At 59.7% G+C, this 20,001-nt stretch carries 18 protein-coding genes and 1 pseudogene; 14 read left to right on the top strand and 5 right to left on the bottom strand.

The window, feature by feature from the left end; genetic code table 11:
• The 3 genes from QOL84_RS17545 to QOL84_RS17535 all read left to right on the top strand — a co-directional run bounded on the left by QOL84_RS17545 (window position 1) and on the right by QOL84_RS17535 (window position 3,304).
• Entirely contained in the window at window positions 1-1,356 is a 1,356-nt protein-coding gene (locus tag QOL84_RS17545; RefSeq protein ID WP_400775299.1) for a DUF3999 domain-containing protein, read from the top strand.
• 331 nt (window positions 1,357-1,687) lie between these two features.
• On the top strand, window positions 1,688-2,698 hold the full coding sequence (locus tag QOL84_RS17540) for a class 1 fructose-bisphosphatase (protein WP_008080580.1): 1,011 nt from the start codon (window positions 1,688-1,690) through the stop codon (window positions 2,696-2,698).
• Window positions 2,699-2,701: 3 nt separating this feature from the next.
• Window positions 2,702-3,304 (top strand): DUF924 family protein, encoded by a 603-nt coding sequence (locus tag QOL84_RS17535; protein ID WP_283438004.1) that lies wholly within the window; start codon window positions 2,702-2,704, stop codon window positions 3,302-3,304.
• A 1-nt stretch (window position 3,305) separates the two neighbouring features.
• Here the strand turns inward: QOL84_RS17535 and QOL84_RS17530 are convergent, their stop codons facing one another.
• From QOL84_RS17530 to QOL84_RS29565, 4 genes and pseudogenes are all read right to left on the bottom strand, one after another.
• The gene (locus QOL84_RS17530) at window positions 3,306-3,638 is read right to left on the bottom strand and encodes a type II toxin-antitoxin system RelE/ParE family toxin (RefSeq protein ID WP_158832482.1); all 333 of its coding nucleotides are present in this window, start codon (window positions 3,636-3,638) and stop codon (window positions 3,306-3,308) included.
• On the bottom strand, window positions 3,635-3,907 hold the full coding sequence (locus QOL84_RS17525) for a type II toxin-antitoxin system Phd/YefM family antitoxin (RefSeq protein ID WP_158832480.1): 273 nt from the start codon (window positions 3,905-3,907) through the stop codon (window positions 3,635-3,637). The genes QOL84_RS17530 and QOL84_RS17525 overlap by 4 nt, the downstream gene beginning before the upstream one ends.
• A gap of 210 nt (window positions 3,908-4,117) precedes the next feature.
• Window positions 4,118-4,882, bottom strand: coding sequence for a methyl-accepting chemotaxis protein (locus QOL84_RS29570; protein ID WP_371850962.1), 765 nt, complete (start codon window positions 4,880-4,882; stop codon window positions 4,118-4,120).
• Window positions 4,883-4,975: 93 nt separating this feature from the next.
• Window positions 4,976-5,998 (bottom strand): annotated as a pseudogene (locus QOL84_RS29565) (HAMP domain-containing protein); the annotation flags it as partial.
• A 293-nt stretch (window positions 5,999-6,291) separates the two neighbouring features.
• Between QOL84_RS29565 and QOL84_RS17515 the strand changes: the two are divergent.
• Together QOL84_RS17515 and QOL84_RS17510 are read left to right on the top strand one after the other, a co-directional pair.
• Complete coding sequence (locus tag QOL84_RS17515; protein ID WP_034152995.1) at window positions 6,292-6,546, top strand: lipoprotein; 255 nt, start codon at window positions 6,292-6,294, stop codon at window positions 6,544-6,546.
• Window positions 6,547-6,576: 30 nt separating this feature from the next.
• A complete protein-coding gene (locus QOL84_RS17510) occupies window positions 6,577-7,146 on the top strand; it encodes a lipocalin family protein (protein ID WP_129387831.1) in 570 nt (189 codons plus the stop codon).
• Between the two features lie 89 nt (window positions 7,147-7,235).
• On the opposite strand, the gene QOL84_RS17505 is transcribed toward QOL84_RS17510, so the two are convergent.
• Window positions 7,236-8,600: a formimidoylglutamate deiminase gene (locus QOL84_RS17505; protein ID WP_283438002.1), complete on the bottom strand. Its 1,365-nt coding sequence runs from the start codon at window positions 8,598-8,600 to the stop codon at window positions 7,236-7,238.
• 146 nt (window positions 8,601-8,746) lie between these two features.
• On the opposite strand from QOL84_RS17505, the gene hutC reads away from it, so the two are divergent.
• The 9 genes from hutC to hutH (QOL84_RS17460) all read left to right on the top strand — a co-directional run bounded on the left by hutC (window position 8,747) and on the right by hutH (QOL84_RS17460) (window position 19,890).
• Window positions 8,747-9,457, top strand: coding sequence for a histidine utilization transcriptional repressor HutC (gene hutC, locus QOL84_RS17500; protein ID WP_162130175.1), 711 nt, complete (start codon window positions 8,747-8,749; stop codon window positions 9,455-9,457).
• Window positions 9,454-10,023, top strand: coding sequence for a HutD/Ves family protein (locus QOL84_RS17495; RefSeq protein ID WP_283438001.1), 570 nt, complete (start codon window positions 9,454-9,456; stop codon window positions 10,021-10,023). The genes hutC and QOL84_RS17495 overlap by 4 nt, the downstream gene beginning before the upstream one ends.
• A gap of 480 nt (window positions 10,024-10,503) precedes the next feature.
• Entirely contained in the window at window positions 10,504-12,186 is a 1,683-nt protein-coding gene (gene hutU, locus QOL84_RS17490) for a urocanate hydratase (protein ID WP_283438000.1), read from the top strand.
• A 122-nt stretch (window positions 12,187-12,308) separates the two neighbouring features.
• Window positions 12,309-13,781 (top strand): purine-cytosine permease family protein, encoded by a 1,473-nt coding sequence (locus tag QOL84_RS17485; RefSeq protein ID WP_283437999.1) that lies wholly within the window; start codon window positions 12,309-12,311, stop codon window positions 13,779-13,781.
• A 70-nt stretch (window positions 13,782-13,851) separates the two neighbouring features.
• Window positions 13,852-14,820, top strand: a complete 969-nt coding sequence (locus QOL84_RS17480) for an ABC transporter substrate-binding protein (RefSeq protein WP_283437998.1) — start codon at window positions 13,852-13,854, stop codon at window positions 14,818-14,820.
• Between the two features lie 83 nt (window positions 14,821-14,903).
• A complete protein-coding gene (locus tag QOL84_RS17475) occupies window positions 14,904-15,755 on the top strand; it encodes an ABC transporter permease (protein ID WP_007949591.1) in 852 nt (283 codons plus the stop codon).
• Window positions 15,752-16,582, top strand: a complete 831-nt coding sequence (locus tag QOL84_RS17470) for a quaternary amine ABC transporter ATP-binding protein (protein WP_077570367.1) — start codon at window positions 15,752-15,754, stop codon at window positions 16,580-16,582. Before QOL84_RS17475 ends, QOL84_RS17470 begins: the two co-directional genes overlap by 4 nt.
• Before the next feature lie 133 nt (window positions 16,583-16,715).
• Window positions 16,716-18,239, top strand: a complete 1,524-nt coding sequence (hutH, locus tag QOL84_RS17465; protein ID WP_283437997.1) for a histidine ammonia-lyase — start codon at window positions 16,716-16,718, stop codon at window positions 18,237-18,239.
• A 118-nt stretch (window positions 18,240-18,357) separates the two neighbouring features.
• A complete protein-coding gene (gene hutH / locus QOL84_RS17460) occupies window positions 18,358-19,890 on the top strand; it encodes a histidine ammonia-lyase (RefSeq protein WP_283437996.1) in 1,533 nt (510 codons plus the stop codon).
• Window positions 19,891-20,001 lie beyond the last annotated feature (111 nt).

The following is a 20,001-nucleotide window of genomic DNA, read 5'->3' as shown; positions in this document are numbered from 1 at the left end:
ATGCGAAATCCGGGTTGGTTGGCGTTGGGCGTGATGCTGGCGGCCAGCGCCCAGGAAAAACCGGCGGACTTTGCCACGCAGGTGCCGCTGGCGGTCAGCGGCAACGGCCCGTGGTACCGCCTCGAATTGCCGCTGAACGTGCAATTGCAGGCGCGCCAGACCGATCTCAGTGATCTGCGCGTGTTCAATGCCGCTGGCGAACCGCAGGCTTACGCCCTGGCGCGCGAGTCGGCGCAGACCCGCGACGATGGCCAGTTGCACGAGGTGAAATGGTTCCCGCTGTACAACGCCGCCGATGCCAGTGAGCGCGCGCCGAATGTGCGCGTGCAATCGACCACCAACGGCACGCTGGTAGAAGTGCAACCGTCCAGCCAGTTGGAGGCGGGTGAAGAAGTGTTGCGCGGCTGGCTGCTCGATGCCAGCGCGATCAAGGCGCCGTTGCAGCAATTGATCCTCGACTGGACCAGCGAGCGCGACGGCTTTCAGCGCTTCAGCATCGAAGCCAGCGATGACTTGCAGCATTGGCAACCGTGGGGCGAAGGTCAGGTTGCACGGCTGACTTTTTCTGATGAACGTATCGAGCAGCATGAGGTGACGTTGCCGGGGCAATCGGCGCGCTATGTGCGCTTGCTGTGGGAGTCGCCGACTTCGGCGCCGATCCTCACGGCGGCACAGCTGAAAAGCAGCGACCCGCGCAATCTTCCGCTGCCGTTGGTCTGGTCGCAGGCATTGGCCGGCAGCAGCGCCAAGTCCGGGGAATACACCTGGCAATTGCCGATGGGACTGAACGTCGAGCGGGTGCAGGTTGAACTGAAACAGCCGAACAGTCTGGCGCCAGTGACCCTGGCGGGGCGACGCGAAAGCAGTCTGCCGTGGCAACCGCTGAGCAATGGTTTGCTCTATCGCCTGACCCAGAATGGCGAGGACGTGGTGCAGAACGAATTGCAGCTCTATGGGCAGACCGTGCAGCAGTTGAAGCTGACAGTGGATGAGCGCGGCGGCGGTCTCGGTGAGCAGGCGCCGAGCGTGAAATATGCGGTGCGGGCGACGCAGGTGATATTCCTTGCGCGGGGCGATGGGCCGTACAGTCTGGCGTTGGGCAATGCGAGTGTGAAGACGGCGAATCTGCCGTTGACGACGCTGATCCCGGATTTCAAACCGGAGAAACTGGCGACGTTGGGCAAGGCTGCGGTGCAGGGTGAGGTGGTGGCTACGCAGACTTCGACGGCGATCACGGCAGCGGTGGCTGAGACCAATTGGAAGAAGATCGGGTTGTGGGCAGTGCTGTTGTTGAGTGTGGTTTTTCTCGGGGCGATGGCGTTTAGCTTGTTGCGTAAGCCTCCTGCCAATTCCTGAAAAGGCGGGTGCTGCGCACCCGATCGCGAGCAGGCTCACTCCTACAGGGGATCACATTTCTTCAGTTGGAATACCGTCAACTGTAGGAGTGAGCCTGCTCGCGATAGCGTTTTCCAAAACAACAAAAATCCATAAACTGTCGCGCGTACCCTGCACCACCCGTCCCGAACCGGTCTACGCTAAACCCGCTACCTGAACTCTCCACCGACAATCACGTCTCATGCAGGCAATTACACCCCAACGCACGTTACCGGGCGTCTTCGCTCGCTACGTTTTCAGACTCCCTGTAAACTGCGCGGGTTTTTAGCCCCCCATTCCACCGGAGCCGTCCATGTCCCGCGTTACCCTGAGTCGCTATTTGATTGAGCAGACCCGCAGCAATAACACTCCTGCCGATCTGCGTTTCCTGATCGAAGTGGTGGCGCGTGCCTGCAAGGAGATCAACCACGCCGTGTCCAAAGGCGCCCTGGGTGGTGTTCTGGGCAGCATGGGCACCGAAAACGTTCAGGGCGAAGTGCAGAAGAAGCTCGACGTGATCTCCAACGAGATCCTGCTCGAAGCCAACGAATGGGGCGGTCACCTGGCCGGCATGGCGTCCGAAGAAATGGACAATGCCTACCAGATCCCGGGCAAATACCCGAAAGGCGCGTACCTGCTGGTATTCGACCCACTGGACGGTTCGTCGAACATCGACATCAACGCCCCGGTCGGCACCATCTTCTCGGTATTGCGTTGCCCGAACGAATACCTGAGCCAGAACGAGCCGCTGAACGAGAAAGCGTTCCTGCAGCCAGGCACCCAACAGGTTGCCGCCGGTTACGCGATCTACGGCCCGCAAACCATGCTGATCCTGACCTTGGGCGACGGCGTCAAAGGTTTCACCCTGGACCGTGAAATGGGCAGCTTCGTGCTGACTCACGAAAACATCACCATTCCTGAATCGACCCAGGAATTCGCCATCAACATGTCTAACCAGCGTCACTGGGAAGCCCCGGTACAACGCTACGTGGGCGAGCTGCTGGCCGGTGAAGAAGGTCCGCTGAAAAAGAACTACAACATGCGTTGGGTCGCGGCGATGGTTGCCGACGTACACCGAATCCTGACCCGTGGCGGTCTGTTCATGTACCCGCGCGACAGCCGTGAGCCATCCAAGCCAGGCAAACTGCGTCTGATGTATGAAGCCAACCCGATGTCGTTCCTGGTGGAACAAGCGGGCGGCGCGTCCACCGACGGTCACCAGCGCATTCTCGACATCCAGCCGGAAGGCCTGCACCAGCGTGTAGCGGTATTCCTCGGTTCGAAAGAAGAAGTCGCACGCGCTACGGCCTACCACAAGGAATAAACCATGACCGCGCCCTGGCAGCCGTTGCTCGATTGGTGGTTCGGACACGCCGAATCCCCCGACGAGATATCGGCTGACAAGGGCAAGTTGTGGTTCGGTAAGCGAGACAGCCAAGACCTCGAAGCGCAGACGCGTTTCGGGGTCTTTGTCGATCAGGCCCTGGCTGGCGAATTGACCGAGTGGACGCAATGTCCCGAAGGTTGGCTGGCGCTGGTGTTACTGCTTGATCAACTGCCGCGAATGATCTTTCGCGACACTCCCAAAGCGTTTTCCGGTGATCTGCGCGCGCAGAAACTCGTCGCCCAAGGCATTGCTGCGGACTTTGATCGGCAGTTGAGGCCGATTCAGCGCGTATTCATTTATCTGGTGTTCGAACACTGCGAAAACCTCGCGGTGCAGAACGAGGCGATTTCCCGGTTTATCGAACTGGTGGCTGAACAGCCGGAATCTGAGCGGGCGGTGTTTGCGGATAATCTGGATTATGCCGAGCGGCATCAGCAGGTGATCGCGCGGTTTGGCCGGTTTCCGCATCGCAATGCGGTGTTGGGGCGCGAGTCTACGGCTGAGGAGTTGGTGTTTCTCGGTCAGCCTGGGTCACGGTTCTAAATCAAGGGTTGCCTCGTAGAAGCCGTTTCATCAACAGGGCCGGCAGGCTTTTTCGCGTATCGACAATGATATGGATGAAAACGGTTTTTTCTCGCACCTCATAAATAATCCGGTTCATTCCCAAAACAATCTGGCGGTATTGGCAGAGATTGAGCTTTTCGATTTCTTCGGGGATTGATCCTGAATAAGGCAGATCTGCGAGACCAAAAATTGCAGTCTTGAGATCGGCATAAGTGCTTTGCCAAATTTGGCTTGAGAACTGTCTGACGAGGTAGGTGCGAAGTTCTTTGAGATCTGCTTGTGCGGACTGGAGAATAACGACCTTTAAACTCATTGATGATCGGCCTTGTCCAGTTCGGCAAAGACATCTTCAGCATCACTGAACTTGCCTTCCTCAATCTCCCGATTACCCATCGCCAACAGTTTCAACAAAGCCATCGTGCCTTCTTGCTCTTCAAAGCTTTTCACATCCATAACCACTAGCTTGGCTTCACCGTTTTGAGTGATTACCAGCGGCTCGCGGCTTTCTGTGATGGATTTGACGATTTCGGCCGTGTGGCTTTTCAGGTAACTGATCGGTTTGATTTGTGATGAAAGCTTCATGATTGAACCCCGTCAAATTGAACAGGACTGAGTTTAGTCCTAATTCAGTCCAGCGTCAGTGCGAGGTGACCAACGTGTTCCAATTTCCACATTCCTTCGTCGCTGATGTCGCCTTCGCGAGCAAGCTCGGCTCCTACAGGATATCTGTGAGCGATACAGAACCACTGTAGGAGCCGAGCTTGCTCGCGAAGGCGACAGATCCAGCACCGCTTAAATGCGGAAACTACCGACCAATTGCTTCAGGCGCGCCGCCTGCTGCTCCAGATCCGAGCACGCGCGCAACGTCGCCTGCAAGTTCTCCACACCTTCCTGATTCAGTGTGTTGATCTCGTTGATATCGACGTTGATCGACTCGACCACAGCGGTCTGTTCTTCGGTCGCAGTTGCCACCGACTGGTTCATCCCGTCGATCTCGCCGATGCGCTGGGTCACGCTGCCCAAGCGTTCGCCGGCTTGGTTGGCGATGCCGACGCTGCTTTCGCTCTCGCGCTGGCTCTCGGTCATGATGCTGACCGCCTGCCGCGCGCCGACTTGCAGCTCTTCGATCATCTTCTGCACTTGCTGCGCCGAATCCTGAGTGCGGTGCGCGAGGTTGCGCACCTCATCGGCAACCACGGCGAAACCACGACCGGCCTCGCCGGCACGCGCCGCTTCGATCGCGGCGTTGAGTGCGAGCAGGTTGGTCTGCTGGGAAATGCTGGTGATCACTTCGAGAATCTGGCCGATGTTCACCGTGTTGCTGTTCAGGGTTTCGATGTTGCCGCACGAATCGCTGATCTTCGCCGACAGCTGCTGCATGGCCTGGATGGTTTTATCCACCACTTGCTGACCGTCCACCGCGAGGCTGCGCGCATCGCTTGAATGCTGCGAGGCGAGGGCGGCGTTCTGGGCGATTTCCTGCGCGGCGGCGCCGAGTTGGTTGATCGCGGCGGCGACGCTGTTGGTGCGAGTGGCTTGCTGGTCGGAGTTGTACATCGACGAGTTCGACGCGGCGACCACGCGCAGGGCGACTTCGTTGACCTGGCCGGTGGCCGAGGACACTTCGCGAATCGAGGTGTGAATACGTTCGACGAAGCGGTTGAACGAAGTGCCCAATGCGCCGAATTCATCGTTGCCGTGAATCTCCAGACGCTTGGTCAGATCGCCTTCACCTTCAGCGATGTCGTGCATGGCGCGGCCCATGGTCAGCAGCGGTTGCATCAACACGCGGATGAGCATGCCGAGCAGGGCGATGATGATCACCACGGCAATGACCATGGCGATCAACGCCGAGGTGCGAAATTCGCTGAGCATCGCGAACGCGGTGTCTTTGTCGAGCACTAGCGCCACGTACCAGTCGGCCGATGGCACGCCGTTGACGTGGGTGAAGGAGATCAACTGAGTCTTGCCGTCGAACTCGACTTCTTTCAGCCCCGGGCTGACTTTCGGTGCACCGTTCGGGTACGCCTCGGCGAGGGTCTTGAGCACCAGTTTGCTGTCCGGGTGAATCAGGATCTTGCCCTCGCTGCTGACGATGAACGCATGACCGTGGCCGCCGAAGTTCAGCGAGTTGATGATCGCGCTGACGCTGGTCAGGTCGATGTCGGCACCGGCAACGCCGAGCATCTGGCCCTGGCGCTGTACCGGAGTGGCGACGGTGATCACCAGTTTGCCCGAGGAGGCGGCGATGTACGGTTCGGTGACGATGGTCTGCTGCGCGCTGTTGGCCGCCTTGTACCAGCCACGGGCGCGTGGATCGTAATCCGGGGCGCGGTTGCCGGCCGGTACCGAGAACATCACGCCGTCGGCGCCACCGAAGTAGCTGAGCTGGAAATTGCCGGTGTAAGCGGGCAGGTCGATGATGCGTTTCAGGCTGGCCGGGGCATTGCCGTCGACAGCCACTTGCTGCGACAGCGATTGCAGCAACTGAATGCGGCTTTCCAGCCATGTTTGAATGTTGCTGGTGGTCAGGCTGCCCAGTTCCTGCATCGAGGCTTCGGTGCTGCTGCTCAAAGCTTCGCGCTGTCGATAGTCGTTGAAGAAAATGAAACAGGCGAACGCAACGGCCACCACGAGGGCGGCAGCCAACAAGATCTTGTGGCTGAATTTCATGTTTCTGGTCATCGAATGAACTACCGCGAAGGGGCTGGTCAAGAAAGGGCGGCAATTTGCCACACTCGGGGGCTTTGCGCTGCTCTTATTTCGACCGCCGCGCGCCAAAGATTAGGCGTCTTTTGCGAAATGCGACGAAATGCTCAATAGCCCTACAAAGTGTCTGATTTATCGGCAAAAGCCGGACGGGCGGGCTAATAAATAGCCTTCGCCCCACGGAACCAGATGAGGGTTTTCTCTTCTAAGCTTCTGGTTGGCACCATGCCATCCCCCCTCGTTCCAGGAGTTACACCATGTCGCTGCGATCTCTCGCCCTTCTGTCGTTTTGCGTGCTGTTGGCCGCATGCAGCAAGGTCAATCAGGAAAACTATTCGAAGCTCTCGGCCGGCATGGCCAAGGCCGAAGTCGAGACCCTGCTCGGCAAACCGACTGATTGCTCGGGCGCGCTCGGCATGTCCAGTTGCACCTGGGGCGACAAGAACAGCTTTATCAGCGTGCAGTACGCCGGTGACAAAGTGCTGATGTTTTCCGGCCAAGGCCTGAAGTAAACCGGGGCTTCGCGCCCACGGAGAAGAAAAATGAAGCGGTTATTGCTTGTCCTTTTTGCCGGCCTGGTACTGGCCGGCTGCGCCAGTTCCGGCGTAGATCCGTTGGCGCCGAAAACCGTCAACAGCGTCAATCTCAAACGTTATCAGGGCACCTGGTATGAACTGGCGCGCTTGCCGATGTACTTCCAGCGCGACTGCGCGCAATCCGAAGCGCATTACACCCTCAAGCCTGACGGCAACGTCGCGGTGCTCAATCGCTGCTTGACCCCGCAATGGCAATGGGAAGAAGTGAAGGGCACGGCCTCGCCACAAGTGCCGGGCAAAACCGACAAGTTGTGGGTCGAGTTCGATACCTGGTTCTCGCGTCTGATTCCGGGTGTGGCGAAAGGTGAATACTGGGTGCTGTACGTCAGCGATGACTACAAGACCGCCATCGTCGGCGACCCGAGTCGCAAGTACCTGTGGCTGCTTTCACGCACGCCGACCGTCAACGGTGTGGTGCGTGAAGAACTGCTGAGCAAGGCGCGTCAGCAGGGCTATGACACCACGCGATTGATCTGGCGAGCGTCGGATCGGCAGATGGCCAAGACCTCGAATTAAGCGCGAAAAGATCGCAGCCTTCGGCAACTCCTACATGGGAAAGTGCTCACCCTGTAGGGGCTGCCGAAGGCTGCGATCTTTTGCTTTTCTTAACCTAAAAGGTCGCGCAGGACCTGGGTGAACGCGCGGGCGCTGTCTTCTTCGCCAGCATGCCGTCCATCGCGCACCACCCACTGGCCATTGACCAGCACATCGCGCACCTGCCGATCGCCACCGGCAAACAACCAGCGATTCAGAATCCCGTCACCGCTCGCCGTCGCCAGATACGGATCATTGCCATCGAGCACGATCCAGTCCGCACGCTTGCCAACTTCTAGCGCACCAATCGGCTGCCCCAACGCCTGCGCACCACCGTCCAGCGCTGCGTCATACAACGTGCGCCCGACCATCGGCTGATCCGCGCCATACAAACGGTTACGCCGCTGATCACGCAGACGCTGGCCGTATTCCAGCCAGCGCAATTCCTCCACCACGCTGAGCGAGACATGGCTGTCGGAACCAATGCCCATGCGCCCGCCCTGAGCGAGGAAATCCACTGCCGGGAAAATCCCGTCGCCCAGATTCGCCTCAGTGGTCAGGCACAAACCGGCGATGGCGCGACTCTTGGCCATCAGCGTGACTTCTTCCGGGTTGGCGTGGGTCGCATGAACCAGACACCAGCGCTGATCGACTTCGGTGTTTTCGTACAGCCATTGCAGCGGACGCCGACCGCTCCAGCTCAGGCAGTCGTCGACTTCCTTCTGCTGTTCAGCGATGTGAATGTGCACTGGGCATTGCTTGTCGCTGGCCGCCAGCACTTCGCTGATCTGCTGCGGCGTCACCGCGCGCAATGAGTGGAAGCACAGGCCCAGCGATTGCGCCTTTTGCTGCGCGAGCATTGGCTGCAAACGCGCTTGCAGATTCAGGTAGTTTTCGGTGCTGTTGATGAAACGGCGCTGGCCATCATTCGGCGTCTGGCCGCCAAAACCGGAGTGGCTGTAGAGCACCGGCAGCAGGGTCAGACCGATACCGCTTTCGCTAGCGGCCTGACTGATGCGCAGCGCCAGTTCAGCCGGATCGGCGTAAGGCTGACCGTTGCTGTCGTGATGCACATAGTGAAATTCGGCGACGGATGTGTAACCAGCCTTGAGCATTTCGATGTACAGCTGACGGGCGATCACGCCGAGCTGATCCGGGCTGATTTTTCCGACGAGCCGATACATCAGATCGCGCCAGGTCCAGAAACTGTCGTTCGGATTACCGGCCACTTCAGCCAGTCCGGCCATCGCCCGCTGGAACGCGTGGGAGTGCAGATTGGGCATCCCTGGCAGCAGCGGGCCGCTCAACCGTTCGGCGCCATCTGCGGTGGAATCGGCCTGGATTCGGGTCAGCAGGCCCTCGGCGCTGACCTCAAGACGTACATTGTTGGCCCATCCGTTAGGCAGCAGCGCGCGTTCGGCAAAGAAGGCGGACATGGTTCAGCACCCCATCGTGTGTTATTTGTATATACATATACAGACGTTTGCCTGCTCGGTAAACTCCGGCAAGCTAGCCACTTTCATCCAAAGAACAGGGATCAACCGTGCCGACTCCGCCTCCAGTCTCCCCGTTGGCCGCGAACATGGGCGACAGTCCGGCGCCCTTGTACGCCCGCGTCAAACAGATGATCACCCAGCAGATCGACAGCGGAAACTGGCCGCCGCACTACCGCGTGCCGTCCGAAAGCGAGCTGGTCAACCAACTCGGTTTCAGCCGCATGACCATCAACCGCGCCCTGCGCGAGATGACCGCCGACGGCCTGTTGGTGCGCATGCAAGGCGTCGGCACGTTCGTCGCCGAGCCGAAGAGCCAGTCCGCGCTGTTCGAAGTGCACAACATCGCCGACGAAATCGCCTCCCGTGGCCATCGCCACACCTGCCAGGTGATCACCCTCGAAGAAGAGGCCGCCGGTTCCGAGCGCGCACTGGCGCTGGACATGCGTGAAGGGCAGAAGGTGTTCCACTCGCTGATCGTGCATTACGAAAACGACATTCCGGTGCAAATCGAAGACCGTTTCGTCAACGCGCTGGTCGCCCCGGAATACCTCAAGCAGGACTTCACTCTGCAAACGCCGTACGCCTATTTGAACCAGGTCGCGCCGCTGACCGAAGGCGAACACGTGGTCGAAGCGATCCTCGCTGAATCGTCCGAGTGCAAGTTGTTGCAGATCGAGAAGGGCGAGCCTTGCTTGTTGATTCGTCGTCGCACGTGGTCGGGGCGTCAGCCGGTGACCGCTGCACGTTTGATTCACCCGGGTTCTCGTCATCGTCTGGAAGGTCGGTTCCATAAATGAGCGCACTTAAGGTTTTACGCGCTGAGGGTTACCCGCGCATGCCGTGGAAAAACGGCGGCGGCAGCACCGAAGAAATCACCCGTGACGCCGGTGCCGGGCTGGATGGTTTTGGCTGGCGCCTGTCGATTGCCGACATCGCCGAGTCGGGCGGGTTTTCGACGTTCGCTGGCTATCAGCGGGTGATCACCGTGTTGCAGGGTGATGGCATGACCTTGTGTGTCGACGGTGACGATACGCGGCCGCTGTTACCGCTCGACCCGTTTGCCTTCAGTGGCGAAAGCCAGGTTTCGTGCACGCTGCTTGGCGGTGCGATTCGCGATTTCAACCTGATCTATGCGCCGCAGCGTTATAGCGCGCGGTTGCAGTGGCTGGACGGTGAGCAGCGATTCTTCAGCTCGGCGGGGACGGTGTTGGTGTTCAGTGTCAGTGAATTGTTGGAAGTTCAGGTCGGTGACAGCGTTTCGCAACTCGGTTGCCATGATTGCCTGCAACTGGACGGTAACAGTGGCCTGATCGAAATATCCACCAATGCCCCTTGCTGCGTAATCGAACTCCTCCAAAACTGAACACAACCCCTGTGGCGAGGGGATTTATCCCCGTTGGGCTGCGCAGCAGCCCCGCTTCTTCCAATCGAAAAATGGCGCCGCTTCGCGACCCAACGGGGATAAATCCCCTCGCCACAATTGCATTCACACTTCCTGTTTCCATCCTCGCACCAACTTGTTACCGAACGCCCCAGCGTGGCGCAAAACCACGCTCATCCAACCAAGCCCCGACCGCACAAAATCTCTCCGCGAAAAATTTCATCCACGCCTGAACCCTTGATTCAGGCGCTCTCCAGCCCTGCCCGCGATTTTTCTTGGACGCCTCTCCAGCAAGTTGGCCGCTTGATTGCATATGCTTGTATGTACAAGTAAAGACGTATGCGTATGAGTCGCTCGAGACTCTCCGCAGCGTCCACTGATTCGCTTGTCGCGCATCGAAGCGCGCAGGCCACTTGCCCACTGCCAGGGTTGGTTTGAATTGATCGCTGAGGAGTCTTTTTCGTGACTGACAACAACCGTACAAAATTCCGTGATGTTGAAATCCGTGCCGCCCGTGGCAACAAGCTGACCGCCAAGAGCTGGCTGACCGAAGCGCCGCTGCGCATGCTGATGAACAACCTCGACCCGGAAGTCGCCGAGAACCCGAAAGAACTGGTGGTTTACGGTGGTATCGGTCGCGCCGCGCGTAACTGGGAGTGCTACGACAAGATCGTCGAGAGCCTGACCAACCTGAATGACGACGAGACCCTGCTGGTGCAATCCGGCAAGCCGGTCGGCGTGTTCAAAACCCACAGCAACGCCCCGCGCGTACTGATCGCCAACTCCAACCTCGTGCCGCACTGGGCGAGCTGGGAACACTTCAACGAACTCGACGCCAAAGGCCTGGCCATGTACGGCCAGATGACCGCCGGCAGCTGGATCTACATCGGCAGCCAGGGCATCGTTCAAGGCACCTACGAAACCTTCGTTGAGGCCGGTCGCCAGCACTACAACGACAACCTCACCGGCAAGTGGGTCCTGACCGCAGGTCTCGGTGGTATGGGCGGCGCGCAACCTCTGGCTGCAACCCTGGCTGGCGCATGCTCGCTGAACATCGAATGCCAACAAGTCAGCATCGATTTCCGCCTGAAAAGCCGTTACGTCGACGAGCAAGCGACAGATCTCGACGACGCCCTGGCGCGCATCGACAAATACACCAAAGAAGGCAAAGCGATCTCCATCGCGCTGCTGGGTAACGCCGCAGAAATCCTTCCGGAACTGGTTAAGCGCGGTGTGCGCCCGGACATGGTCACCGACCAGACCAGCGCCCACGACCCGCTCAACGGTTACCTGCCTGCCGGCTGGACCTGGGACGAATACCGCGCCCGCGCCAAGACCGAACCTGCCGCTGTGATCAAAGCCGCCAAGCAGTCGATGGCCGTGCACGTAAAAGCCATGCTGGAATTCCAGAAGCAAGGCATTCCGACCTTCGACTACGGCAACAACATTCGTCAGATGGCGCAGGAAGAAGGCGTCGAAAACGCGTTCGACTTCCCGGGTTTCGTACCGGCCTACATCCGTCCGCTGTTCTGCCGTGGCATCGGCCCGTTCCGTTGGGCGGCACTGTCGGGCGATCCGCAAGACATCTACAAAACCGACGCCAAGGTCAAAGAGCTGATCCCGGACGACGCCCATCTGCACAACTGGCTGGACATGGCCCGCGAGCGCATCAGCTTCCAGGGTTTGCCGGCACGTATCTGCTGGGTCGGTCTGGGCCTGCGCGCCAAGCTTGGTCTGGCCTTCAACGAGATGGTCCGCAGCGGTGAATTGTCCGCACCAATCGTGATCGGTCGTGACCACCTCGACTCCGGCTCGGTCGCCAGCCCGAACCGTGAAACCGAATCGATGCAGGACGGTTCCGACGCCGTATCCGACTGGCCACTGCTCAACGCTCTGCTGAATACCGCGAGCGGCGCGACCTGGGTCTCCCTGCACCACGGCGGCGGCGTCGGCATGGGCTTTTCGCAGCACTCGGGCATGGTGATTGTCTGCGACGGTACGGATGAAGCGGCCGAGCGCATTGCGCGCGTACTGCACAACGACCCGGCCACCGGCGTTATGCGCCACGCCGATGCCGGTTACCAGATCGCCATCGACTGCGCCAAGCAACAGGGCCTGAACCTGCCGATGATCACCGGTAAATAAACGCAAAAGCCCTGTAGGAGCTGCCGCAGGCTGCGATCTTTTGATGTTGGTTTTTCAAGATCAAAAGATCGCAGCCTGCGGCAGCTCCTACAGAGAATCTAACAATCCACAGAGGTTGAATCATGGCTGTCAACACCGATCGTGCAAGCAACAAACCGTTGATCGAAAGGCGTTCGATCGACTACATCCCGGAAGCGGAAAGACACGGTCGTCTGTTCAGCCAATTCACCCTGTGGATGGGTGCCAACCTGCAAATCACTGCGATTGTCACCGGGGCCTTGGCCGTGGTGCTCGGTGGTGATGTGTTCTGGTCGCTGATCGGTCTGTTGATCGGTCAATTGCTCGGCGGTGGCGTGATGGCGCTGCACGCCGCGCAAGGGCCGAAACTCGGCCTGCCGCAGATGATCTCCAGCCGTGTACAGTTCGGCGTTTATGGCGCGGCGATCCCGATCGTGCTGGTGTGCCTGATGTACCTGGGCTTTACCGCGACGGGCACGGTCCTTTCCGGTCAGGCGCTGGGCCAATTGTTTGGTGTCAGCGACACCGTTGGCATCCTGCTGTTCGCCAGTGTCATCGTGGTGGTCACGGTGCTCGGGTATCGGGTGATCCACTGGATCGGTCGGGTCGCCAGTGTCATCGGCGTGATCGCTTTCGTTTATCTGTTCAGCCGTCTGATCAGTCAGGTTGACGTCAGCGCACTTCTGCAAATCCGTCACTTCAGCTGGAGCAGCTTCCTGCTCGCGGTATCGCTTGCCGCGTCCTGGCAGATCGCTTTCGGCCCTTACGTGGCTGACTATTCCCGTTACCTGCCGAACAAGACTTCGGCGGTAAAAACCTTCTTTGCCGCCGGCCTGGGTTCTGTGGTTGGCGCGCAAGTGGCGATGGTGCTCGGCGTGTTTGCCGCGGCTTCTGCCAACGGCCAGTTCGCCGGCCACGAAGTTGCCTACATTGTCGGTCTGGGCGGCACCGGTGCCACTGCCGCGCTGCTGTACTTCAGCATCGCGTTCGGCAAGGTGACCATCTCGACACTGAACTCCTACGGCAGCTTCATGTGCATCGCGACCATCATCAGTGGTTTCAAAGGTCACCTGACCGTTACGCGCCTGCAGCGTCTGGTGTTCGTGCTGGTGATCGTTGGCACGGCGACGCTGATCGCACTGCTCGGCCAGCACTCGTTCCTCGGTGCGTTCAAGTCTTTCATCCTGTTCCTGCTCGCCTTTTTCACCCCGTGGAGCGCGATCAACCTGGTCGACTACTACTGCATCACCCGCGAGCGCTATGACGTGCCAGCACTGGCTGATCCGAACGGTCGCTACGGGCGCTGGAACCTGCTCGGCATCAGCGTCTACGTGTTCGGCGTGCTGGTGCAGTTGCCGTTCATCTCTACCAAGTTCTACACCGGTCCACTGGTGGCTGCTCTCGGTGATGTGGATATCTCCTGGATCATCGGTCTGGTGTTGCCGGCCGTCGTCTACTACGTGTGCGCGAAAAAATGGCACAGCGCGGTACCCGATCAACTGATTCTGCCGGTCGAGCAGAACAGCGTTGTACAACCTAAAACAAGCGGGGCCGGTCGCGCTGCGGCGCAGGCCTGATTTGGACGTGGACAGGGCTGGATGCCTCTTGACTGCCGTAAGCCAATTCATGATTAGGAGCGTCACAACAATGAAATCGAACAAGACCCTGCTGACCACATTGCTGTCCATGGGCCTGCTGGCCAGTGCCGGTGCAACGCAAGCCGCCGGCTGGTGCGAATCGGGCAAACCGGTGAAGTTCGCCGGGCTGAACTGGGAAAGCGGCATGCTCCTGACCGACGTCCTGCAAGTGGTGCTGGAGAAGGGCTACGACTGCAAGACCGACAGTTTGCCGGGCAACTCCATCACCATGGAAAACGCGCTGAGCAGCAACGATATTCAAGTGTTCGCCGAAGAGTGGGTCGGTCGCAGCGAGGTCTGGAACAAGGCCGAGAAGGCCGGCAAGGTTGTCGGTGTCGGCGCTCCGGTAGTGGGTGCTGTCGAAGGCTGGTACGTGCCGCGTTACGTGATCGAAGGCGACGCCAAGCGCAAGCTTGAGCCGAAAGCGCCGGACCTGAAAAACATCGCCGACCTGGGCAAATACGCCGCCGTGTTCAAGGACGCCGAAGAGCCTTCCAAGGGCCGTTTCTATAATTGCCCGGCCGGCTGGACCTGCGAACTCGACAACAGCGAAATGCTGAAAAGTTACGGTCTCGAAAGCAGCTACACCAACTTCCGTCCGGGCACCGGGCCGGCGCTGGATGCGGCAGTGCTGTCGAGCTACAAGCGTGGCGAGCCGATCCTGTTCTACTACTGGTCGCCAACCCCGCTGATGGGTCAGGTGGATCTGGTCAAACTCGAAGAAAAACCGGGCGTCGACAAGACCGTGAGCATCAAGGTCGGCCTGTCGAAAACCTTCCACGAACAGGCGCCGGAACTGGTCGCCGTACTGGAAAAGGTCAACCTGCCGATCGACCTGCTGAACCAGAACCTGGGTCGCATGGCCAAGGAACGTATCGAGTCGCCAAAACTGGCGAAAATCTTCCTCAAGGAACATCCTGAGGTCTGGCATGCGTGGGTCAGTGGCGACGCAGCCAAGAAAATCGACGCGGCGCTGTAGGTCGATACCTCCCGGCCAACCGAGAGGCAGGCCGGGAGATATGCCGTAATCGCTTGATTGAGATTTCTGATTGAGAGCCGCTTATGTTTCCCGAGAGCTTTACCTTTTCCATCGCCGACTGGGTCAACGGTTGGGTCGATTCACTGGTCACCAACTACGGTGATGTGTTCCGTCATATCTCCGACACCCTGCTGTGGGCCATCGTCAACCTCGAAGGCTTGCTGCGTGCGGCGCCGTGGTGGTTGATGCTGGCGATCGTCGGTGTGGTCGCCTGGCACGCCACGCGCAAGGTGGTGACCACAGCGGTCATCGTCGGTCTGTTGTTCCTCGTCGGCGCTGTCGGCTTGTGGGACAAACTCATGCAGACGCTGGCGCTGATGATGGTCGCGACGATCATTTCGGTGCTGATCGGCATCCCGCTGGGGATTCTCTCGGCACGCAGCAATCGCCTGCGTTCGGTGCTGATGCCGCTGCTCGACATCATGCAAACCATGCCAAGTTTCGTGTACCTGATTCCGGTGCTGATGCTGTTCGGTCTGGGCAAGGTGCCGGCGATTTTCGCTACCGTGATCTACGCCGCACCGCCGCTGATTCGCCTGACCGATCTGGGCATTCGCCAGGTTGACGGCGAAGTGATGGAAGCCATTAATGCGTTCGGCGCCAACCGCTGGCAGCAACTGTTCGGCGTGCAATTGCCGCTGGCCCTGCCGAGCATCATGGCCGGGATCAACCAGACCACCATGATGGCCCTGTCGATGGTGGTGATCGCCTCGATGATCGGCGCCCGTGGCCTGGGTGAAGATGTGTTGGTGGGGATTCAGACCCTCAACGTCGGACGTGGTCTTGAGGCCGGTCTGGCGATCGTGATTCTCGCAGTGGTCATCGACCGCATTACTCAGGCGTACGGTCGGCCACGGCACGAGGTGAGCAAATGAGCAACGCAACCGTGAGCAAGATCGAAGTCAAAAACGTCTTCAAGATTTTCGGCAACCGCGCCAAGGACGCACTGGCCATGGTCGGCCAGGGCAAGACCAAGGATCAGGTGCTGAGCGAAACCGGATGCGTGGTTGGTGTGAACGACCTGTCGCTGAGCATCGGCACCGGCGAGATCTTCGTTATCATGGGGCTGTCCGGTTCCGGCAAATCAACCTTGGTGCGTCACTTCAATCGGCTGATCGACCCGACCAGCGGCGCGATCCTCGTCGACGGCGTGGACATCCTGCAATACGACATGGACGCCCTGCGCGAATTTCGCCGGCACAAGATCAGCATGGTGTTCCAGAGCTTCGGCCTGCTGCCGCACAAGACCGTGTTGGATAACGTCGCCTACGGCCTGAAAGTACGTGGCGAGAGCAAGCAAATGTGCTCGGAACGTGCGCTGCACTGGATCAACACCGTGGGCCTGAAGGGCTACGAAAACAAATACCCGCACCAGCTCTCCGGCGGCATGCGCCAGCGTGTTGGTTTGGCTCGGGCCTTGGCGGCGGACACCGACATCATTCTGATGGACGAAGCGTTCAGTGCGCTTGACCCGCTGATCCGCGCCGAGATGCAGGACCAGTTGCTGGAGCTGCAAAAGACGTTGCACAAGACCATCGTCTTCATCACTCACGACCTGGATGAGGCGGTGCGCATTGGTAACCGCATTGCGATTCTCAAGGACGGGAAGTTGATACAGGTCGGCACGCCGCGCGAGATTCTGCATTCGCCGGCGGATGAGTACGTTGACCGGTTTGTGCAGCGGCGGGCGGCGGTGGTTTAGGTAGATTTGTTTTGGTTGGGCTGGCCTCTTCGCGAGCAGGCTCGCTCCCACAGGGGACTGCATTCCAATGTGGGAGCGAGCCTGCTCGCGAAGGCGGCGGCACAGCTGCATCAATGTTCGGATGAGGTTAATGATGTCCCAGGCTGAAAAAATCGTTATCACCGGCGATCATCTGCGTTGGCAGGACGTGGTCGCCGTCGCCCGTCACGGTGCTCGACTTGAGCTGTCGAGCGACACCTGGGCGCGCATCGAAAACGCGCAAGGCATCGTCCAGCGCATCGTCGAAAGCGGCGAGCGCGCCTATGGCGTCAACACCGGCCTGGGCGGTTTGTCCAACGTCTCGCTCAAAGATGAACAGCTCAGCCAGCTCTCGCGCAACACTTTACTCAGCCATGCCTGCGGCGTCGGCCCGGTACTCGCCGACGAGCAGACCCGCGCGATTATCTGCGCCGCTATTCACAATTACAGTCACGGCAAATCCGGCATCCACCGGCGGGTCGTCGAAGCGCTGCTGGCGCTGCTCAATCGCGGCATTACTCCACAGGTGCCATCGCAAGGCTCGGTCGGTTACCTGACGCACATGGCGCACATCGGCATCACGCTGCTGGGCGTCGGCAATGTCAGCTATCGCGGGCAGATCACCTCGGCGCAACAGGCGCTGGCCGAAGAAGGCCTGCAACCGGTGCAACTCGGCGCGAAAGACGGCTTGTGCCTGGTCAACGGCACGCCGTGCATGACCGGCCTCAGCTGTCTGGCGATTGCCGACGCGACGCGTCTGGTGCAATGGGCCGACGTCATCGGCGCGATGAGTTTCGAAGCCCAGCGCGGCCAGATCGATGCATTCGACGCTGAAATCATCGCGCTGAAACCACACCCGGGCATGCAGCACGTAGGTATCAATTTGCGCGCGATGCTCGATGGCAGCGAAGTGATCGCGTCGAGCAAAGGCATTCGCACTCAGGATGCGCTGAGCATTCGTTCGATCCCGCAGGTGCACGGTGCTGCCCGCGATCAATTGGAACATGCGATCAAACAGGTCGAAGCCGAACTCAATGGCTGTACCGATAACCCGCTGTTGTTGGGGACACCGGACAATTTCCGGGTGATGTCGCAAGCCAACCCGCACGGCCAATCGGTGGCGATGGCGGCGGACCTGCTGGCGATTGCCATGGCCGAAATCGGCTCGATCGCCGAGCGTCGCCTCGATCGTCTGGTCAACCCGCACGTCAGTGGTTTGCCGGCGTTTCTGGTGGCCAATCCAGGGGTGAATTCCGGGATGATGATCGTCCAATACGTCGCCGCATCGTTGTGTGCGGAAAACCGTCAATTGGCGCAGCCGGCGGTGCTCGACAACTACATCACTTCCGGCCTGCAGGAAGACCATCTGAGCATGGGCACCAACGCCGCGCTGAAGCTGCATCGCGCGCTGGAAAACTGCACGCAGATCCTCGCGATCGAATATCTGCTGGCGGCGCAGGCGTTTGAATTCCTTAAGGAACAGCGCTTTGGCGTGGGCACTGACCGCGCATGGCGACTGCTGCGCGAAACGGTTCCGGCCTACGATCAGGATCGCTGGCTGGCGCCGGATATCGCCGCTGCCGCGAGCGTGTTGAAAACCCCGGATTTGCTGAACAACGTTCTATCGAATTTGCACTGAAAAACTACCCTGCCAGCGTGCCAAGGTGCCGGATGCCCACAAGGCTGAAAGCGACGGATAACGGAATGCTCCGGAGCGAATGGCAAGTTAATAACAAACTCTCAAAAGGAGCATTTAAATGACTGCGCTGAACCTGATTCCCGGCCAACTGACCCTGGCCCAACTGCGTGACGTCTTCCAGAATCCGGTCAAGTTGACTCTCGACAACAGCGCCTCGGCGCAGATCGAAGCCAGCGTTGCCTGCGTCGAGCAGATCCTCGCCGAGAACCGCACCGCCTACGGCATCAACACGGGTTTCGGCCTGTTGGCGTCGACGCGCATCGCCAGCGAAGATCTCGAGAACCTGCAGCGCTCGCTGGTGTTGTCCCACGCCGCCGGCGTTGGCGTGCCGATCAGCGATGAGCTGGTGCGGCTGATCATGGTGCTCAAGGTCAACAGCCTCAGCCGTGGTTTTTCCGGTATCCGTCGCGTGGTGATCGATGCGCTGATTGCGCTGATCAACGCCGAGGTTTATCCGCACATTCCTCTGAAAGGTTCGGTGGGGGCTTCCGGCGATCTGGCACCGTTGGCGCACATGTCGCTGGTGCTGCTGGGTGAGGGCAAGGCGCGCTACAAGGGCGAGTGGATGGAGGCGGTTGAAGCGCTGAAAGTCGCTGGTCTGACGCCGCTGACACTGGCGGCTAAAGAAGGTCTTGCGCTGCTCAACGGTACTCAGGTTTCCACCGCGTTTGCCCTGCGTGGTTTGTTTGAAGGTGAAGATCTGTTCGCTGGCGCATTGGCGCTGGGCGGCCTTACCGTCGAAGCCGTATTGGGCTCGCGTTCACCGTTCGACGCACGCATTCACGCGGCGCGTGGCCAGAAAGGTCAGATTGATGCTGCTGCCGCTTATCGTGATCTGCTCGGTGAGCGCAGCGAAGTCTCCGACTCGCACCAGAACTGCGAGAAGGTTCAGGATCCGTACTCGCTGCGCTGCCAGCCGCAAGTCATGGGCGCTTGCCTGACCCAGTTCCGTCAGGCCGCTGAAGTGCTGGTCGTCGAAGCCAACGCGGTTTCCGATAACCCGCTGGTGTTCGCGGCTGAAGGTGACGTGATTTCCGGCGGCAACTTCCACGCCGAACCAGTGGCCATGGCCGCTGACAACATGGCGCTGGCCATCGCCGAAATCGGCTCGCTGAGCGAACGCCGCATTTCGCTGATGATGGACAAGCACATGTCGCAGCTGCCGCCGTTCCTCGTCGCCAATGGCGGCGTCAACTCCGGCTTTATGATTGCGCAGGTCACCGCTGCGGCACTGGCCAGCGAGAACAAAGCGTTGTCGCATCCGCATTCGGTCGACAGCCTGCCTACCTCGGCCAACCAGGAAGACCACGTGTCGATGGCCCCGGCGGCTGGCAAGCGTCTGTGGGAAATGGCCGAGAACACCCGCGGGATTCTCGCGGTGGAATGGCTGGCGGCGGTGCAGGGCCTGGACCTTCGTAACGGTCTGAAGACTTCGCCGAAGCTCGAGCAGGCGCGGGCGATTCTGCGCAAGGAAGTGCCGTTCTATGAGAAGGACCGCTTCTTTGCGCCGGACATTAACGCGGCGACTGAGCTGTTGGCTTCGCGCTGCCTGACCGAGCTGGTTCCGGCGAAGCTTTTGCCTAGCCTTTAACCCATCCACTGATCGTTCCCGCGCTCTGCGTGGGAATGCAGCCCGTGACGCTCCGCGTCACTGGACGCAGAGCGTCCCTTGAGGCATTCCCACGCAGAGCGTGGGAACGAT

This window comes from Pseudomonas helmanticensis (genome assembly GCF_900182985.1).
Taxonomy (GTDB): Bacteria; Pseudomonadota; Gammaproteobacteria; order Pseudomonadales; family Pseudomonadaceae; genus Aquipseudomonas; species Aquipseudomonas helmanticensis.
This window is presented reverse-complemented; position numbering and strand designations above follow the sequence as displayed.

Bases quoted from the DNA above. Each gene is read 5' to 3' on its own strand.
- QOL84_RS17540 (WP_008080580.1), top strand. From the start codon at position 1,688: ATGTCCCGCGTTACCCTGAGTCGCTATTTGATTGAGCAGACCCGCAGC.
- QOL84_RS17480 (WP_283437998.1), top strand. From the start codon at position 13,852: ATGAAATCGAACAAGACCCTGCTGACCACATTGCTGTCCATGGGCCTG.
- QOL84_RS29570 (WP_371850962.1), bottom strand. From the start codon at position 4,882: ATGTACAACTCCGACCAGCAAGCCACTCGCACCAACAGCGTCGCCGCC.
- QOL84_RS17495 (WP_283438001.1), top strand. From the start codon at position 9,454: ATGAGCGCACTTAAGGTTTTACGCGCTGAGGGTTACCCGCGCATGCCG.
- hutH (WP_283437997.1), top strand. From the start codon at position 16,716: ATGTCCCAGGCTGAAAAAATCGTTATCACCGGCGATCATCTGCGTTGG.
- QOL84_RS17470 (WP_077570367.1), top strand. From the start codon at position 15,752: ATGAGCAACGCAACCGTGAGCAAGATCGAAGTCAAAAACGTCTTCAAG.
- QOL84_RS17545 (WP_400775299.1), top strand. From the start codon at position 1: ATGCGAAATCCGGGTTGGTTGGCGTTGGGCGTGATGCTGGCGGCCAGC.
- QOL84_RS17505 (WP_283438002.1), bottom strand. From the start codon at position 8,600: ATGTCCGCCTTCTTTGCCGAACGCGCGCTGCTGCCTAACGGATGGGCC.
- QOL84_RS17475 (WP_007949591.1), top strand. From the start codon at position 14,904: ATGTTTCCCGAGAGCTTTACCTTTTCCATCGCCGACTGGGTCAACGGT.
- QOL84_RS17515 (WP_034152995.1), top strand. From the start codon at position 6,292: ATGTCGCTGCGATCTCTCGCCCTTCTGTCGTTTTGCGTGCTGTTGGCC.
- hutC (WP_162130175.1), top strand. From the start codon at position 8,747: ATGGGCGACAGTCCGGCGCCCTTGTACGCCCGCGTCAAACAGATGATC.
- QOL84_RS17535 (WP_283438004.1), top strand. From the start codon at position 2,702: ATGACCGCGCCCTGGCAGCCGTTGCTCGATTGGTGGTTCGGACACGCC.
- QOL84_RS17525 (WP_158832480.1), bottom strand. From the start codon at position 3,907: ATGAAGCTTTCATCACAAATCAAACCGATCAGTTACCTGAAAAGCCAC.
- QOL84_RS17530 (WP_158832482.1), bottom strand. From the start codon at position 3,638: ATGAGTTTAAAGGTCGTTATTCTCCAGTCCGCACAAGCAGATCTCAAA.
- hutH (WP_283437996.1), top strand. From the start codon at position 18,358: ATGACTGCGCTGAACCTGATTCCCGGCCAACTGACCCTGGCCCAACTG.
- QOL84_RS17510 (WP_129387831.1), top strand. From the start codon at position 6,577: ATGAAGCGGTTATTGCTTGTCCTTTTTGCCGGCCTGGTACTGGCCGGC.
- QOL84_RS17485 (WP_283437999.1), top strand. From the start codon at position 12,309: ATGGCTGTCAACACCGATCGTGCAAGCAACAAACCGTTGATCGAAAGG.